The 15,243-nt window shown below is 53.1% G+C and carries 13 protein-coding genes; 8 read left to right on the forward strand and 5 right to left on the reverse strand.

Annotation, left to right across the window (positions count from 1 at the left end; genetic code table 11):
* Positions 1–99 precede the first annotated feature (99 nt).
* The 4 genes from FCS97_RS05615 to FCS97_RS05630 form a co-directional block, all read right to left on the reverse strand.
* A complete protein-coding gene (locus FCS97_RS05615) occupies positions 100–3,156 on the reverse strand; it encodes an efflux RND transporter permease subunit (RefSeq protein WP_138517334.1) in 3,057 nt (1,018 codons plus the stop codon).
* Positions 3,157–3,161: 5 nt separating this feature from the next.
* Complete coding sequence (locus tag FCS97_RS05620) at positions 3,162–4,208, reverse strand: efflux RND transporter periplasmic adaptor subunit (protein WP_138517336.1); 1,047 nt, start codon at positions 4,206–4,208, stop codon at positions 3,162–3,164.
* Positions 4,205–5,596, reverse strand: a complete 1,392-nt coding sequence (locus FCS97_RS05625; protein WP_171035182.1) for a TolC family protein — start codon at positions 5,594–5,596, stop codon at positions 4,205–4,207. The genes FCS97_RS05620 and FCS97_RS05625 overlap by 4 nt, the downstream gene beginning before the upstream one ends.
* A gap of 68 nt (positions 5,597–5,664) precedes the next feature.
* Complete coding sequence (locus FCS97_RS05630; protein WP_138517340.1) at positions 5,665–6,330, reverse strand: TetR/AcrR family transcriptional regulator; 666 nt, start codon at positions 6,328–6,330, stop codon at positions 5,665–5,667.
* Between the two features lie 162 nt (positions 6,331–6,492).
* Between FCS97_RS05630 and FCS97_RS05635 the strand changes: the two genes are divergently transcribed.
* The 3 genes from FCS97_RS05635 (at position 6,493) to FCS97_RS05645 (ending at position 9,486) form a co-directional block, all read left to right on the forward strand.
* On the forward strand, positions 6,493–7,146 hold the full coding sequence (locus FCS97_RS05635) for a response regulator transcription factor (RefSeq protein WP_138517342.1): 654 nt from the start codon (positions 6,493–6,495) through the stop codon (positions 7,144–7,146).
* Between the two features lie 176 nt (positions 7,147–7,322).
* Positions 7,323–8,672 carry an NADP-specific glutamate dehydrogenase gene (gene gdhA / locus FCS97_RS05640; RefSeq protein ID WP_138517343.1) on the forward strand — a complete coding sequence of 450 codons (1,350 nt, stop codon included), beginning with the start codon at positions 7,323–7,325 and terminating at the stop codon, positions 8,670–8,672.
* Between the two features lie 112 nt (positions 8,673–8,784).
* A complete protein-coding gene (locus tag FCS97_RS05645; RefSeq protein ID WP_138517345.1) occupies positions 8,785–9,486 on the forward strand; it encodes an NAD(P)H-dependent oxidoreductase in 702 nt (233 codons plus the stop codon).
* A gap of 113 nt (positions 9,487–9,599) precedes the next feature.
* On the opposite strand, the gene FCS97_RS05650 is transcribed toward FCS97_RS05645, so the two are convergent.
* Positions 9,600–10,208 carry a hypothetical protein gene (locus tag FCS97_RS05650; protein WP_212746436.1) on the reverse strand — a complete coding sequence of 203 codons (609 nt, stop codon included), beginning with the start codon at positions 10,206–10,208 and terminating at the stop codon, positions 9,600–9,602.
* 230 nt (positions 10,209–10,438) lie between these two features.
* Here FCS97_RS05650 and FCS97_RS05655 point away from each other — a divergent pair, with 230 nt between their 5' ends.
* From FCS97_RS05655 to ntrB, 5 genes are all read left to right on the forward strand, one after another.
* Positions 10,439–11,584 carry a sensor histidine kinase gene (locus FCS97_RS05655; RefSeq protein WP_138517347.1) on the forward strand — a complete coding sequence of 382 codons (1,146 nt, stop codon included), beginning with the start codon at positions 10,439–10,441 and terminating at the stop codon, positions 11,582–11,584.
* Positions 11,581–12,204, forward strand: a complete 624-nt coding sequence (locus FCS97_RS05660) for a response regulator (protein WP_138517349.1) — start codon at positions 11,581–11,583, stop codon at positions 12,202–12,204. Before FCS97_RS05655 ends, FCS97_RS05660 begins: the two co-directional genes overlap by 4 nt.
* Before the next feature lie 127 nt (positions 12,205–12,331).
* The gene (locus FCS97_RS05665; RefSeq protein WP_138517351.1) at positions 12,332–13,012 is read left to right on the forward strand and encodes a DJ-1/PfpI family protein; all 681 of its coding nucleotides are present in this window, start codon (positions 12,332–12,334) and stop codon (positions 13,010–13,012) included.
* 13 nt (positions 13,013–13,025) lie between these two features.
* A complete protein-coding gene (locus FCS97_RS05670; RefSeq protein WP_138517353.1) occupies positions 13,026–14,387 on the forward strand; it encodes a CmpA/NrtA family ABC transporter substrate-binding protein in 1,362 nt (453 codons plus the stop codon).
* A gap of 5 nt (positions 14,388–14,392) precedes the next feature.
* Positions 14,393–15,241 (forward strand): nitrate ABC transporter permease, encoded by an 849-nt coding sequence (ntrB, locus tag FCS97_RS05675; protein ID WP_171035183.1) that lies wholly within the window; start codon positions 14,393–14,395, stop codon positions 15,239–15,241.
* Positions 15,242–15,243 lie beyond the last annotated feature (2 nt).

Genomic DNA, 15,243 nt, shown 5'->3' on the forward strand with positions numbered 1-15,243 from the left:
CCTCGGCCTGCGCTACTATTGCGGCCTGCGGGTTTTTTCATGATTTCAGAGTGTCCTTGTGCATTGAGGCCGTATTGTAGGTGAAATCAATGGCTTAGGCTATGTCCTCTGCAAGTCGGGTGGCAACAGTTTGTACAACACAGGCGTAACCAGGCGGCCGATGAAGGTGGAGGAAATAAGGCCGCCGATAATGACCCAGGCCAGCGGTGAATAAAGCCCGCCACCTTGCAGTGCCAGTGGCATCAGGCCGCCCACAGCGGTGGCGCTGGTCAGCAAAATTGGCAAAAAGCGTGTGCGACCCGCTTCTTCAATCGATTCGTCCAGCCCCTTGCCTTCCTCGCGCAACTGGTTGGTAAAGTCCACGAGAAGAATCGAGTTTTTGATCTCAATCCCGATCAGTGCAATGAATCCGATCATGGCCGTGAAGCTGAGCGAGTTGCCAGTCAGGAACAAGGTCACCATGCCCCCAGTGACCCCCAGCGGGATTACGAACAGCACAATTAGCGTGCTTTTGAAACTGCCAAACTCCAGAACAAGAATGGCCAGAATGCCAAACACTGTGATCAGGATGGCAGTGCCAAAACCAGCAAAGCTTTCTTGTCTGCTTTTTACTTCACCAGCCATGGCATAGCGGTAACCCGTGGGCAGACCCATCTCGTCAATTTGCTTGGCAATTTCATTGCTGATTTTTTCAGTGTTGTAGCCGGTGCGCGTGTACGCAGTCAACAATACGGCACGCTCGCGGTCAAAGCGGTAAATGCTGTTCAGGTTGTCGTCGAGTTCCAGAGTGGTCAGTTGCGTCAGTGGCACTGCCTGCCCTGTGCGGGAAATGACATGAAAGTCATCCAGTGCACTCAGGCTGCTTCGCGCACCAGCGGGGCCACGCACGCTGATGGTGTAGGCATCGCCATCGCTTTGACGAATTTCACCGGCGTTGGCGCCTGCAATGGCCAAGCGCACGGCTTGGTCCAGCTCGGCCGAGTTCACGCCCAGCAAACCGGCTTTTTCGAAGTGCACTTTCAAGCGCAAGTCGCTACGCCCGGTGCGTTGTGGGTTGTCCACGTTTTGGGTGCCCGGGTTGGCGATCATGATTCGCTCAACTTGGGCAGACAGTTCACGCAAGGTTTCAATTTCAGGACCAACCAAACGAATGCCAATGGGCGCATCAATGGGTGGGCCATTTTCGAACTCACGCACAATCAGGTTGGCACCCGCAATCGTTTTCAATTCATTGCGAATATTGTCGAGCAGCTTGGGCGTGTCGTCGTTGTATTCCTTGAGTTGCACAAACAGTTCACCGACGTTCGATTGTTTGTCCTGCTGAAACACGTTGTAATAAATTTGCGGATTGCCTTCGCCCACTGTCGCCATGACCGCGGTAATTTCTTCAAATTGTGTCAGCTTGTTCTCGACCTGCTTCACCACATTGTCGGTGGCGGTGAGGCTGGAGCCCGGTGGCAGGCCCACCTCAATGACAAATTGCGGAGTGTTGGCTTTGGGAAACAGCGACATGCCCATCAGGGGTGCCAAACCCAGGCTGGCCACGAACAGCACCAGCGAGGCAGCCACCACGGTTTTAGGCGTTTGCAAGGCACGGTGCAGCAAGGGGGTGTAGATTTTGTCGATCAAGCCCATCAGCTTTTGCAGCACAATGTTGCCGTGTTCATTTTCTTCTTTTTTCAGCACGCGGCTGGCCAGAAAAGGAATGATGGTCAGTGCAACAAACAGCGAAGCAATCACAGTGAATACCACCGCCACGGGCAGCGAGCGGATGAATTTCCCGGCGTTGTCTGGCAACATCAACAAGGGCAAGAAGGCGAACAACAGCGTGGCCGTGCAACCCAGTACAGCCAGTGAAATTTGTTTGGTGGCCAGGCGTGCAGCATCAGTGCGGTTGTAGCCCATGCGCAGGTAGCGGGCAATGTTTTCAATCACCACAATCGAATCATCAACCAGCAAACCCAAGGCGACCACGAGGCCTGCGATTGAAAGCTGGTTGAGAGAAAAGCCAGCGTAATAAAGGCAGGCCAAACCGGTGAGCAGCGACAGCGGCACACTCACCATCACAATGCCCGAGGCGCGCAAGCCCAATGGCAACAAGGTAATCAGCACCAGCGTTACGGCAAGGCCGAAGTCGAAGGTCAGGCGATCAATTCGCTTTTCCACGTTTTTGTATTGTTCAAATCCGCGTTCAAGTTTGATGTTCGGGGGCAGGGTTTTTTCAAACTCGTCAGCGGTTTCCTGCAATGCTTTTTGGGTCACAAAAATATTGCGTTCGTCTTTCTGGTTGGCGGTAACAAACACCGCGCGCTGGCCATTGAAACGGGCCATCACTTCCTGGTTTTCATAGTCCCATTGCACGTCGGCCACATCGCCCACGCGCACCAGGCGACCACCCAAATCACCGCCCGTGCCGGTGCCCGCAATCACGGTGTTTCTGATTTCTTCAACGCTGCGGTATTGGCCCGAGGTTTGCACGTTCAAGCGGCGCGCACCTTCTTCAACAGGGCCGCCCGGAATGTTCAGCGACTCGCCTTGAATCACCCGTGCCACATCGGCAGCCTGTATGCCCAGTTCCGCCAGTTTTTTAAAGTTCAGGCTGACTCGCACCTGTTGCTTGGGGTAGGCCCAGCTTTCGCTTTCGCGCACTGAAGAAATGCGCTCGAACGCTTCCGACAAATCTTCTGCATATTCGGCCAGGTCTGCATAGCTGGCCGTTTCCGACACCAGTGAATATTGAATGATGTTGGTGAAGCCGGGGTTGATTCGCTCAATCTCCAGCTTCTGAATACCTGCTGGCAATTGGTCTCGAATGCTGTTGAGCTCACGGTTTACTTCGTCGAACTTTTTGTCGACATCCACTTCTGCATTGAAGCGAACAAACACCACCCCACCACTGTTTCGCGAGGTTGACAGCATTTCTTTCAAGTCATCGAGGCTGCGAAGTGCATCCTCAATCGGCTTGGCCACCTGTTGTTCCATCTCGCGCGGGTCAGCACCAGGGTAAATGACGTTGATGCGAAAGGCACTGATGTCGAAATAGGGGTCTTCAGTTCTGGGAATGTTTTGATAGGCGCTGATCCCGATGGCGGTCAGCAGGAAAAAAATCACCAGCGTGAACTGGTAATTCTTGATTGAAAAGTCCGAGAGTTTCATGGTGATTACTCCTGAACTTTCACGGTTTCACCGTCTTGCAGATAGGCCGCGCCCGTACTGACCACGAGTGTGCCTTCGGGCAGTGGGTCGAGCAGGGCAAGTCGGTCGCCCTGAATGAATGCAACCTGAACAGTTTGTCGCTTCACGGTGTTGTCGCTTTGTACCGTGTAAATCCACGCAGCTTTGTTGTCGCCTTCCACCACGGCTTCAATGGGCACATAACTGCGTGTGCCGCTGAAATTGGCGGGTTCAATTCGAGTGCGGCCTTGCATGCCAGAGAGCAGGTTTAGCTGTTCATTGGCACGGGTGTCTACCTCGACCAGTACACCGTAGGTGCCGGTGGCTGGGTCTGCTGCCTGGCTTAGTTCGATAACCTTGGCTGGCCATTTGACTCCGGGAAGCGCATCAAATTGCACCTCTGCTTTTGCACCCAGTTGAACGTGTATGGCCTGTTTGTCAGCAAGGCTTGCTTTCATGACAAAGCCGCTGCTTTTGCTCCCAAGCAGTAATATCGGTTGGCCTGGTGACACCACTTCACCGCTTTGCGCAAAGCGCTTGAGCACCACGCCGTTGGCCTGTGCCTGAATTTCAGCGGTTTGGCTTGCAAACTGGGCTTGGCTAAGCTGTGCACGTGCGGCTTGTGCTGCGGTTTCCAGATTGTCGAGCTGTACCTTGGAAATGACTTCCTGGTCACGCAGCAACTTGCCACGTTGCAAGTCGCGTTGGGCTTTCTCAAACCCTGCGCTGGCCTGGCTTACAGCAGCATTCACATCTTGTTTGTTCAAAGCGGCAAGGCGTTGGCCTTTCTCCACGGTTTCACCTTCACGCACATTGATCCGCTCTATCACGCCGCCTACCTTGAAGCTCAATCGGGTTTCGTCGCGAAAGGCGCCAATGCCGGGCACTTCAATCAGGTTGGCAGCAGGACCGGTTTGAACGGTTTCGGTTTTCACCAAACGGTATTCTGCTGCGGGAGCTTCTTCGGGTGTGGCTGGGCCACAGGCCGCCAGAACCAACAGGGAAAGTGTTGAAAGAACAATTGCGGATTTCATGGTTGAGCTCCTTCCTGTGGGCTTGGCTCGGGAATGTTTCGGTTGTTGTACTGCCAAACGGCATGGTCAATTCGGGCTTGATACACCGCAGTGACCAAGCCCAAACGTGCGCGTGTCGCGCTTTGTTCGGCACTCAAAAATTCAACTTGCGTGGTTTCACCTGCATCGCGTTTGCGTTCATTGATTCGCAGGCTTTCTTCCGATGCAGCCTGTTGGGCCATGCGGGCCTGAATGCTGTCCAGCGACACCAGGAGGTTCTCCTTGGCTTGCAATTTGGCGAGCTGAAGTTGCCGGTTCACCTGCCGTGCGCGTGCTTCAAGTGCCTGTACCTGCGCCTGGCTGCGTGCGACTTCGCTGCTGCGAATACCGGCATCTGCCAATGTCCAGTTCAGTACAAGCGAGGCACTGGCGAAACCGGTGTTGGGACCGGTGTTGTAATCGCGGCCTTGGTAGCCGCCTTCAATGGAGTAGCCCAGTGTGGGTTTGTATGTGGCACGGCTGGCGTCCAGCTGGGCACGTTGGGCGGCCAGGCTGCGTTCAAGCCGGGTGAGGGCAGGCGCAGGTGTATTGCCTTGCGTTTTCGGCGTGAGCTCTTCCAGCAGTGTTTGAATGGCGCTGGGGTTCAGCTCCTCTTGCGGCAGTTCGACCGCACTGTCATTGGGTGCATAGCGCAGCAGGTTGAAATATTCTTTGGCCAGCAAGGCTTGTGTTTGGGCTTGCCGCAGGGCCACCTGAATTTCCAGGGTTTCAGCTTCGGCGCGTTTGGGTGCATCCAGTGTGGTTTCCCCGGCTTTGTAGAGCACTGTGTTGATGCGCTCGTTTTCTTTCAGTGTTCGCAGGCTGGCTTCAAGAATGGTGATCCGGGCCATGGCCTGCGCGTATTGCCAGTAGGCGGTGTGCAGGTCGCGAATCAACTCTTCTTTCACTTGCAACTGGGCGGCTTCTTGTGCGCCCACAGCTTGGGTTTGCGCTTGCAGCTGCCGGTCCAGTACAGGTTCGTAGATCGGACCGCGCACAATCAGGCGGGTGTCTTGTTCGGTGGGGCGCAACAGCGGAATGGATTGGTTTTCCACTGTGGGAAAGCGTGCAGGCTGCCCCGCTGCAACCGCCTGCGCATTCAGGGTGGCGTACACCGGGTTGAGCAAATCACCTGCCGGGAAGTCGATGGTGCGCCCGCCTTCAGCCACGGTGGCCCGTGCTTGCAGCGCAAGGCTCGGGTAAAAACGCGCACGCAAATTTTCCAGTCGCTGGCGTTCGGCCTCTACTTCAAAACTGACTTGCGCCAAGGCAGGGTTGTTGGCCATGGCTTGGTTCAGGTAGTTGTCAAGCGGAGTACCGGCAAGGCCTGCTTGCTGAAATTGAGAAGCCATCAACAGCAGTGCAGCCATTAGACGCTTGTCAAATAAACCGTAAAAAAAAGCGCCCCTTCTCTGGGCGCCCGCACGATTGTTGATGATCATTTTTTGCCTCCGCCATTGCGGTTGATCAAGGATTGCATGACCAGTTCTACTGCCTGGTTCATGAATGATTCTTTGCTGATGCCCATGCTCGCCATGAAGTTGGCTTTGGTTTGGGCCAGTTGAATGGTGCCATGCGTGAAGCCCCACAAGGTGATGGAAATTTGCATCAAATTGTCCAGGTCGTCCCGCAGTGTTTTGTCAGCCATGCCCCTGGCCAGTGCCAATACGGTTTGTTCATGCACTTGTTGCCCGGCCTGCACCATTTCCAGTGTGGCTGAACAGGGATCATCCATCGCGGCTTCGTGGTTAGAGGCTTCAAACCTGGACATGGCGGCGAAGTGTGTTGGGTATTCTTCGGAGAACTGCATATAGGCCTGGCCGATTGCCCGAATTTGATCCTCGCCAGTGGCATGCTGTGTACGCGCCTGTTCAAACATTTCCCGCAGTATTCGCAAACCCCGCAAGCAAATGGCCAAATGCAAGGCCGCTTTGTCTTTGAAGTACACATACACCAGCGCGCGCGACACTCTCGCCTTGCGTGCAACCTGGTCCATGGTGGCTGCGTCAAAGCCTTTTTCAGAAAAAACAAGTTCAGCCGCATCCAGAATTTCTTCCCGGCGGCGTTCCTTTTCTTCTTCGCGACGTTCGATGACATAGTTCATGGAATGGATGTTAGTTTAGCCGTTGACATTGTGTCAATGAATTTCTGTCTCCTCTCATTGAAACAATGATTTGAGTCGATTTCCCGAGCTTGTTTCCCGCACAGGCCGACCGCTTCGTCAATTAAAGTTAAATCATGGTGAATTGTTTCTGTGAGAAGTGCGGTGGTAAAAAAACTCGACGGCCTTGAACGGCAAGTGGTTTATGTGATTGATGATCACCCAATTGTGAGTTTCGGATTGGTTGAAATGGTGAAAGACGTGGCACCCCATGCCCGTATTCGCCAGTTTTCAACTTTGAAGGAAGCCGCTCGACACGCCGTTGAAGAGTTTCCCGCCTTGATCATCACTGATTTTCATTTGCGCGATGTTCAGGCCGAGACTTTTATTGGTTTGTTCGAAACCCTGTTTCCTGAGATTCCGGTATTGATTACTGCGAACGACGAGAAGGTGATGGGGCAACTAAAGCGCCACCAACTGGATCGATTTATTGCGTTTTCAAAGTTCACTCCCTTTGCAAAAATGATCGACCTGATCCGGGTGGGTTTGAGCCAGGCCAACATTGAGCTGCTTCAAATACCGGTTCTTTCCAGGTCGTTGACGCACAAGCAGGTCGAGGTGCTTGAATTGATCGGTGCGGGCCACAGCAACAAGGAAATAGCCATTCTGTTGAAGATCAGTGTGGAAACTGTCAAAGGGCATGTGAAGGACATTCTCGAAAGGCTCAAAGCCAAGAACCGGATGGAGGCTTCCATCATTTACAGACACACCCAAATTCAAAAACACAGCCTTCCAGAACCGAGCTTGCACAATAATTAGTCAGCCCATCTAATTCCTCATGTTTTGAATGGCTTGGACTACTTGTCCACATGCTATCCCCTAGGTTGTGCCCACTTTTTGGGGATATCCACAGAAATCCAGAGTGCTCAATTTCAATCGATTCGGTAAACTGCTTACACGCAGTCCCACGTCGTCCTTACACAGGAGAAAAAGAGATGAGCAGCTCGCCAGAATTAGAAGAGTTCATGAATGGACTGATTCGCAGAAATCCCGGCGAACCAGAGTTTCACCAGGCTGTGCATGAAGTTGCGCAGCACATCATTCCATTTGTCGCCAAAAATCCGAAGTACGAGGCTGCGCAAATTTTGCAGCGCCTGACCGAACCAGACCGGATTGTCAGTTTTCGCGTGTGTTGGGAAGACGACCAGGGCAATGTGCGAACTCAACGTGGCTACCGGGTTCAACACAGCAACGCGATTGGCCCTTACAAAGGTGGCATTCGGTTTCACGACAACGTGACCCAGAGCATTTTGAAGTTCCTCGCCTTTGAACAAACTTTCAAGAACAGCCTGACCGGTTTGCCCATGGGCGGCGGTAAAGGTGGTTCAGATTTCAATCCGAAAGGCAAAAGCGATCGCGAGATCATGCGTTTCTGTCAGGCCTTCATGACTGAGCTCTCGCGTCACATTGGCCCATTCACCGATGTACCTGCCGGTGACATCGGTGTGGGTGGTCGCGAGATTTCTTACATGTTTGGCCAATACAAAAGAATTCGTAATGAATTCACCGGTGTGCTTACTGGCAAGGGCTTGGCGTTCGGGGGCAGCGAGATTCGCGTTGAGGCAACCGGTTATGGCGTGGTGTACTTCATGGAAGACATGCTTAGCCACAAGGGCCTGAAGTTTGACGGCAAGGTGTGTTCGGTCAGTGGTTCTGGCAACGTGGCGCAGTATGCAGTTGAAAAAATTCTGGCACTGGGTGGCAAGGTCATCACCATGTCCGATTCTTCCGGAACGCTTCATGACAAAGACGGGATCACGCTGGAGAAGCTGGCCCACATCAAAGAGTTGAAAGAAGTGAAACGCGCACGCATCAGCGAGTACCTGGAAAAGTATCCAGAGGCTGAGTTTATTGCAGACAAGCGCCCCTGGCATATTCCATGTGACCTGGCTTTTCCGTGTGCAACGCAAAATGAAATCAATGCCGAAGAAGCGGCCATGTTGGTCAAGAACGGGTGCATGGGGGTTTCTGAAGGCGCGAACATGCCCTCTGAAAAAGGCGCGATTGATGTGTTCCAGAAGGCACGTATTTTGTTTGCACCGTCCAAGGCAGCCAATGCAGGTGGCGTTGCAGTGTCTGGCCTGGAGATGACCCAAAACAGCATGCGCCTGTCTTGGTCTCGCGATGAGTTGAACCAGCGTCTGCGCACTATCATGGGCGATATTCACAAGCGCTGTGTGAAGTATGGTGCCGAAGAAGACGGCCACATCGATTACCTGAAGGGTGCCAATGTGGGCGGCTTTGTGAAGGTGGCTGACGCCATGCTGGCTTACGGTGTTATTTAAACGCTCAATTTAAATGCAGCGTTGTTTGAACTGAAAAGGGGTTGCGCAGGGTTTGGCAACCCCTTTTCTTTTGGTAGCATGGCTGATCACTTTTTTGAAAGACACCCACGCCATGAATGTTCTCATTGTGCATGCACACCCCGAGCCCCAATCATTTTGCACTGCGATGATGCAAGGCATGCAACGCCGTTTCGAGGCGCAAGGCCATGTCGTGACTGTGTCGGATTTGTATGCGAAGCAGTTCAACCCTGTGGCCAGTGCAGCCGATTTCCCTGAGCGCAGCAACCCGGATTATCTGGTGTATGCGCTCGAGCAGCGGCACGCCCAGAAAAACAATGCTTTGCCTGACGACATTGCTGAAGAACTAGCCTTGCTTCAGAAGTGCGATTTATTGATTCTTAATTTCCCCTTGTACTGGTTCTCTTTGCCCGCCATTTTGAAAGGCTGGATCGACCGGGTGTTTTTGTCGGGTGTGGTGTACGGCGGTCGAAATTTCTACGACCGTGGGCTTATGAAAGGCAAACAGGCCTGGCTGACGTTCACACTGGGAGGGCGAGAACACATGTTTGGCGACAACGCGGTTCACGCTGATTTGAACACCATGTTGCGCCCCGTGCTGCGTGGCAGTTTGGGCTATGCCGGCTTCGATGTGCTGGAGCCCTTTGCGGCTTATCATGTGCCTTACATTTCGCAGGAAGCCCGTGTTGAAATGCTGGACCAACTCGATACCGCAGTCGACACGCTGAATACGCGTGCGCGAATCACCTACCCAAGTCTGGACGATTTCGATCCTCAGATGAATCCATTGAAATAAGCAGGCAATAAAAAACCCGTGGTGCTTTCGCACGACGGGTTTCAATGAAGTCTACAGAAGACCTTTCATACGAAAGGTCGTGTAGCGGTCTTATTGTTTTTGCTATTTCTGGATTACTTCATGCCCAGTTGCTTTTTGATCTTGGCGATCACGTCAGTTTGAACTGACTTGACCATGCCCTTGACTTGTTTCTCAAGGTCCTTGATCTGCTTCTGAACATCGCTCAACAATTTCTTGCGATCAGTTGCGCTGAAAACTGATTTGGCTGCTGCGGCTTTCGCCTTGGCGGCTGGCTTTGCTTTGGCCACAGTTTTCTTGGCCCTGGCTGCGGCATTCGCTACGCTGGCAGTGGCTGCCTTTGCGCGGGATGTTGCTGGCTTCTTGGCGGCTGGTTTCGCTGCTGGTTTTTTAGCAACTGGTTTTTTAGCAACTGGTTTCTTGGCTGCTGGCTTTGCAGCTGCTGGCTTTTTCGCGGCAGCTGGTTTCGCAGCGGCGGGCTTTTTGGCAGCAGCAGGTTTAGCGGCTGGTTTCTTGGCAGCGGCTGGTTTTGCAGCAGCTGGTTTTTTCGCGGCAGCGGGTTTTGCTGCAGCTGGTTTTTTCGCTGCTGCAGGTTTTGCAGCGGCTGGTTTTTTAGCAGCGGGTTTTCTTGCTGCTGGTTTTTTTGGAGCTGGGGTTGCTTTGCTTGCCTCGGCTTCGACTGGCTTTTGATCTGTTGTAACCATGTTGTGTAACCTTCCTTAAACGGTGTGGTGAGTTATGTGTACATCAAATTTTATTAACTGAAAAGCTTTTTTCATCAATACATGATCAACAACCCGTTTGTGTGTAATTTTCAATAACTTTTGTGGTTTTTTTTTCGCACCATGTGTGTGCGATTTTCAAATTTTTTTTCCCGATTTTGTTGGCACTGCTCTTGCTAATTTGATGTTGATTCAACTTCAGGTGCACTGCTGTGTTCAAGCATCTTTCCAAACTTTCTCATCACGCTGCCTGGCGAAGGCAACTTGAATTGTTGCTCGACTCCACTGGCGAAGGCATCTACGGAATCGACCTGAAGGGGCGTTGCGTTTTCATCAACAAAGCCGGTGCAGAAATGTTGGGTTATTCGGCCGATGAAGTGTTGGGAAGAAACATGCACTACCTGATGCACCACTCCTATGCCAACAACGATTTGATGCCTGTTTGCGAGTGCCATATTTTTCGAGCATTTCAGGAGAACAAAGGTTGCCGTGTCGACAACGAAGTGCTGTGGCGAAGGGATGGAACCTGCTTCCATGCCGAGTATGCTTCGTACCCAATCTTTGAAGAGCAAGCAGTGGTGGGCGCTGTGGTCACATTCAACGACATCAGCGAGCGGGTTGAAGCGCAAAACATTCGCGCTGCTGCACAGGTAGAACTGGAACGCAGAGTGGTTGAACGCACTGCACAATTGCAAAAAGCACACGACAGAATGCGCAGACTTTCTGCACACCTGACTACAGTTCGCGAAGAGGAACGGACCCGAATTGCACGCGAGATGCATGACGACCTGGGTGCAAAGTTGACGGCATTTGACCTGGAGTTGAAAGCGCTTTCCTATCGCTGCGCCAATGATGAAAAACTCACCCTGAGAATTGAAAGCATGTTGGATCTCGCCCAAGGGGCGATGGACAGTTTGCGCCGAATACTTTCCGACCTTCGTCCCGGTGTTCTGGATCATCTTGGGCTTTGGGCTGCGGTTGAACATTTGTTGGGTGAGTTTTCACAACGCACCAAAGTGGTGAGTTCGCTCGACCTTGAGCCTGCGCTTGAACATGTTCGTTTGAGCAAAGCCACCGAGACCGCCCTGTACCGAATTTTGCAAGAGGCCTTGAACAATGTGAGCAAGCACTCGGGCGCAAGCAAAGTGGAAGTGCGCGCACACACCGAGGGGCGGGCAGTGATATTTCAAGTCAAAGACAACGGCCGGGGCATGGCGGTACGCACTTTCAATGCAGGCTTCGGCTTGATGGGCATTGAGGAAAGGGCTTGGGACATTGGCGCGCGTTGCTCGATTGATTCCATTTTGGGGCAGGGTGTGTGCATCAAGCTGCGTTTGCCTGAGGTGCTGGCCTTATGAATATTTTGATTGTGGACGATCACATGATCATTCGCCGTGGTCTGATTCAAATTCTGGATGAGTTTGATGGCCAGTACAACAGCGAGCAAGCAGCCGATGGCGTCGAGGCCATGCAGAAACTTCGCAAGGGAAACTTCGATGCGGTATTGCTGGACGTTGCCTTGGGTGAGCGTGACGGGTTTGATGTACTCAAGAGTGTGCGCAGTGAATTTCCGAGGCTGGGTGTGGTGATGTTGTCGGTGTACCCGGAAGCGCAGTTTGCCTTGCGTGCCATTCGCAGCGGTGCCAATGCCTACCTGAACAAAGGTTGCTCGCCAGCCGAGTTGACGCAGGCGCTTCAAATGGCTTGCATGGGGCAGGTTTACTTAACCCCGGCCACAGCCAACTTGATGGCCAATGATTTGCGCAAACCTGCCGACAGACCACCGCACGAGAGATTGTCCAACCGTGAAATGCAGGTGCTGCGTTTGATGGCACAAGGCGAAACTGTTCAACACATTGCACAAGCACTTTGCCTGTCGGGCAACACGGTTTCAACTTACCGCGCCCGCGTGTTTGAAAAACTGGAATTGAAGAACCTGGTGGACTTGGTCAACTACACCAAGCTGCATGGGCTGTAGGCACTCCGCTTGTCGTTTTCTTGTAGGGCCAGCACTACAACACAATCACAAATGGCGTGATACCCAGCACAAAGCAGGCACGGCACACTGAATTCATATTTAACGCAGTGTTGCCGGAGAAGCGCCAATGGCCAGAATGCAAGGTTTCAGACTGGGTGTGTATGTGTTCAAGGAAGCCGAGGTGGTGGATTACGCAGCCCCCTATGGTGTGTTCTCGGTGGCCAAGCGTTTTGACCCTGAGCTGGAAGTATTCCTGATTGCTGAGAGCATGCGGCCTATTCAAACACAAGCGGGTTTCACTGTGCTGCCCAACTACTCATTCGCCGACACACCGGCCATGGACGCATTCCTGATTCCCGGTGGCTTTGGTACCCGCCAGGAAATGAACAACGGGAATTTGCACCGCTACATTCGGGCACTGCCCAACACCTGCTTGCTGACCAGCGTGTGCACGGGCTCATGGATATACGCCCGTATGGGCCTGCTGGATGGCCTGGCTGCCACCAACCGCAAAGAACCCGATCGGCTTGAAGCCTCACACCTTGGCAAAACTCCAATTGACCGCCTTGCAGAAATAGCACCTGCTTGCCAGGTAAGCAGAGCCCGTGTGGTGGATGCTGGCCGCATTGTGACTGGCGGTGGAATTGCCAGCGGCATGGAAGTGGGTTTTCACATTCTGCGCCGCGCAGGATACGACGAAGAATTTATTGCCGAGGTGGCCCGCGTGATGGAGTACAGCAAGGCCTACCAGCAATACCAACACGACATTGATTATTTTCGCCCCGCCTTGAACCGCGCTTCAGCATAGTAAGGAGTTCACCATGTCTTTTTTCAAGAACCCGTTCGACCCCAATACACGCCTTGGCATGCGTTGCGCCTGTGGCCAACACAACAGCCAGGCCGAGCATGATCAACAACTGGCTGTGCAACAGATGGAAGAGCGTGCGGTTGAGAATGCCGTGATGCACGCCCTGTTCCCGAACGACCAGTTGCGCCGCAATTTCCTGCGCGCTGTGGGCAGCGGTACCGCCATGGCTGCAATTGGCAGCCTGTTTCCATTGGCGGCAGCCAAAGAGGCCTTTGCACAAAGCAATGGCCCCTTGGAAAAGCAAAAGCTGAAAGTGGGCTTCATTCCAATTACTTGTGCAACACCCATCATCATGGCGCAGCCCTTGGGCTTTTACGCCAAGCAGGGTCTGGATGTTGAAGTGGTAAAAACTGCAGGTTGGGCCGTGGTTCGCGACAAGTCGCTGGCCAAGGAATACGACGCGGCGCACATGTTGTCGCCCATGCCACTGGCGATCTCAATGGGTGTGGGTTCGAACGCCATTCCATGGACCATGCCTGCTGTTGAGAACATCAATGGCCAGGCAATCACCTTGGCGATGAAGCACAAAGACAAGCGCAATCCAAAAGACTGGAAAGGCTTTAAGTTTGCAGTGCCATTTGACTACTCCATGCACAACTACCTGCTGCGCTATTACCTGGCTGAAGCAGGTTTGGACCCAGACCGCGATGTGCAAATTCGTTCGGTACCACCTCCCGAAATGGTGGCCAATATGCGGGCTGACAACATCGACGGCTTTTTGGCACCTGACCCCGTGAACCAGCGTGCGGTGTACGACGGCGTGGGCTTCATTCACATTCTGTCGAAAGAAATTTGGTCCGGACACCCATGCTGTGCATTTGCAGCCAGCAAAGAATTTGTGACACAAAACCCCAACAGCTACAAAGCCCTGTTGAAGGCCGTGCTGGATGCGACCGCATACGCCCGAAAAGCCGAGAACCGCAAGGAAATTGCAGCGGCCATTGCACCGACCAATTATTTGAACCAGCCATTGACTGTGGTGGAGCAGGTTTTGACTGGTACCTACGCCGATGGTTTGGGCGGCATCAAGAAAGACCCGCAGCGCATCGACTTCGATCCGTTCCCCTACCAAAGCTTCGCGATCTGGATTCTGACCCAGATGAAACGCTGGGGACAGATCAAGGGCGATGTGGACTACAACAAGATTGCCAAAGATGTGTTCCTGGCCACCGATGCCACCCGCTTGATGAAGGAAGTGGGCATGCAGCCACCCGCATCGCTGGACAAAAAGTTCAGTGTGATGGGCAAGCCGTTTGATCCCAAGAAGCCAGAGGAATACCTCAACAGCTTCGCAATTTCGCGAACCAAGGGTTGATTGTCATGAAAGACTTCAGCAAGCAAAAATGGGCGCCCTGGGCCTTGTCAGCGTTGATTCTGGTGGTGCTGGTTTCCATTTGGAGCATTGCCACCCTGCCTGAAGAGGCAGCAGTGAATGTAGATCCCGAATATGCGGCATTGGTGGGGCAGGCTGCTTCCACGGGCAGCAAAACCCCATTGCCCACCCCGGGCGATGTGGGTGAAAAGCTGTGGGGCCACGTGAGCGATCCGTTCTACGACCGTGGCACCAACGACAAAGGCATCGGCATTCAACTGGGCTATTCCATTTTTCGCGTGCTTGTGGGATTTGGTTTGGCTGCACTGGTGGCCATTCCCTTGGGTTTTGTCATTGGCATGTCGCCCTTGCTGTACAAGGCACTTGATCCTTTCATTCAAATTTTGAAACCTGTGTCGCCTTTGGCATGGATGCCGCTGGCCTTGTACACCATTCAAGACAGCGACACCTCTGCCATTTTTGTGATCTTCATATGCTCCATTTGGCCCATGCTGGTGAACACGGCTTTTGGCGTGGCGGGTGTTCGGCGTGATTGGTTGAACGTGGCCAAAACGCTGGAGGTGAGTTCCTTGCGCACGGCGTTTCAAGTGATATTGCCCGCAGCGGCGCCGACCATCATGACTGGCATGCGTATTTCCGTGGGCATTGCCTGGTTGGTAATTGTTGCTGCCGAAATGCTGGTGGGTGGTACAGGGATTGGCTACTTCGTGTGGAACGAGTGGAACAACCTGTCGATTGCCAACATCATCAGCGCAATTTTGTTCATCGGCTTGATCGGCATGTTGCTCGACACGCTGTTGGCCCGCATGGCCAAGCTGGTCAGCTACAAGGAGTAAAC

The organism is Limnobacter alexandrii (genome assembly GCF_005871185.1).
Lineage (GTDB): Bacteria > Pseudomonadota > Gammaproteobacteria > Burkholderiales > Burkholderiaceae_B > Limnobacter > Limnobacter alexandrii.